The organism is Pseudonocardia pini (genome assembly GCF_013870575.1).
Classification (GTDB): Bacteria; Actinomycetota; Actinomycetes; order Mycobacteriales; family Pseudonocardiaceae; genus Pseudonocardia; species Pseudonocardia pini.
Genome location: NZ_JACBXB010000918.1, coordinates 1 through 1,948, shown reverse-complemented (window position 1 = coordinate 1,948; position 1,948 = coordinate 1). Strand labels below are relative to the sequence as shown.

3 protein-coding genes are annotated in these 1,948 nt (G+C 74.5%); 1 reads left to right on the top strand and 2 read right to left on the bottom strand.

All coding sequences use genetic code 11. The features are described from left to right. Both H5J29_RS30795 and H5J29_RS30790 read right to left on the bottom strand, forming a co-directional pair. Positions 1 to 724 (bottom strand): GAF domain-containing protein (locus H5J29_RS30795; RefSeq protein ID WP_181784456.1); only part of this gene is annotated, 724 nt, incomplete at its 3' end. 90 nt (positions 725 to 814) lie between these two features. Further along, positions 815 to 1,729, bottom strand: coding sequence for an EamA family transporter (locus H5J29_RS30790; RefSeq protein WP_181784455.1), 915 nt, complete (start codon positions 1,727 to 1,729; stop codon positions 815 to 817). A 71-nt stretch (positions 1,730 to 1,800) separates the two neighbouring features. On the opposite strand from H5J29_RS30790, the gene H5J29_RS30785 reads away from it, so the two are divergent. Beyond that, on the top strand, positions 1,801 to 1,948 hold a 148-nt coding region (locus H5J29_RS30785), incomplete at its 3' end, for a helix-turn-helix domain-containing protein (RefSeq protein ID WP_181784454.1).

The following is a 1,948-nucleotide window of genomic DNA, read 5'->3' as shown; positions in this document are numbered from 1 at the left end:
ACAGCAGCGGCGCCGCGACGGTGCGCAGGGTGTCGAGCCGGGTCTCGTGCCGGCGCCACAGCCCGGCCTCGGCGAGCTTCACCGCCGTCCCGACCAGGGCGACCGTGGTGGGGTGGATGGTCTCCGCCGGGCCGCTGACGTCCACGACGCCGAGCAGCTCACCGGTCCGCGGATCGTGCACGGGGCAGGCGGTGCAGGTCCACACGTGGTGCGAGCGCACGAAGTGCTCGGCGGCGAACAGCTGCACCGGCGCGCCCTCGGCGAGCGCGGTCCCGATCGCGTTCGTGCCGACGGAGCCCTCGGACCAGTCCGCGCCCTCGGTGAAGCCGAGCGAGTCCGCGCGGTGCCGGACGCGGGTGGAGCCCTCCCGCCAGAGCAGGACGCCGTCCGCGTCGGTGATCACCATGACGTGGCGGGCGTCCTCGGCGACCGAGGTCAGCGCGGCGCGCAGCTCCGGGAGCACCCGCTGCAGCGGCGAGCCGCCCCGGCGCCGCTCCACCTCGTCCGCGGCCAGAGGCCCGGCGGGTTCGCCGTGCTCCGGGTCGACACCCTGCGCGAGGACCCGCCGCCAGGACCGGGCGACCAGCGTGCGGAGCACCGCGGAGGGCCGGTCCCCGGCGAGCGTCGCGTCGTGCAGGTGGGCGAGCGTCCGTGCGTGCCGCCCGACGTCCGTCCCGGGCCGAACCGCGCACACCCCGCCCTCGGACCACCCTCGGCCGGTCACGTGTCCTCCGCCCCGCCCCGTGACGACGTTGGGGTCGGGACGTGTCCCACACCCTAACGAGCCTGCCGGTGGGCGGCCCCGTCCGACCGGTCAGGCTGCGGCGGGCTCCCGCTCCGTCCCGACGACCTCGGTGGGCGCCGTCCGAGCCGGCCGGGGCGTGCCCAGCAGCACCCCTCCGACGATCACCGCGGCGGACACCAGCTCGACGACGCTCGGCCGCTCCCCCAGCACGAGCGCGGCCAGCGCGATGCCGACCACCGGCACGAGCAGCGAGTACGGCGCCACCACGCCCGCCGGGTAGATCCGCATCAGCCAGGTCCAGATCCCGGACCCCACGACCGTCGCCAGGACCGACAGGTACACGAGGGCCCCGAGCCCCGGCAGGCCGTCGAGGGTGAAGACGCCGGTGACCGACGTCCACGAGCCCACCCCCTCGGTCAGGGCAGAGGCCGCGAACAGCGGGATCGGCGGGATCACGCACATCCAGAGGGTGAGGTGCATCGGCTTCGGCGGGGCCGCGAGGCGGTTGCAGAGGTTGCCGAAGGCCCAGCCCAGGGCTCCGCAGAGGGTGAGCAGCACCGGGAGCACGGCCGCCGCCTGGGCCCGCGACACCGCGATCGCGACCATCCCCAGCACCGCCAGCCCGATCCCGATCCCCTGCCGCGGGCTGAGCCGCTCGCCCAGGAACATCGCCCCCAGCAGGACGGTGAACGGCGCCGACGCCTGCAGCACCAGGGACGCGAGCCCCGTCGGCATCCCGACGTCCATCGCCACGAACAGGAACACGAACTGGATCGTGCCGAACCCGAGCCCGTACCCGACGAGCCATCTCACCGGCACCTGCGGGCGCGGGACGAACAGCAGCGCCGGGATCGCGATCACCAGCATGCGGAGCCCGGCCAGGAACAGCGGTGGGAAGTGCTCCAGACCCACGTGGATGGCGAGGAAGTTGCCACCCCAGAGTGCGGCGACGAGGACGGCGAGGAGGCGGTGGCGGGCGGTCACGGGTCGAGCCTGCGTCCGTCGCACTCGGAAGACCAGCGATATCTTCTGCACGGACGTTGTAGCGTGGCTTCATGGATGTGCAGCGGCTGCGGGTGCTCCGCGAGCTCGCCGACCGGGGGTCGGTCACGGCGGTGGCGGCGGCGCTCGCCTTCACGCCGTCGGCCATCTCGCAGCAGCTCAAGGCCCTGGCCGAGGAGGTCGGGATGCCGCTCACGGAGC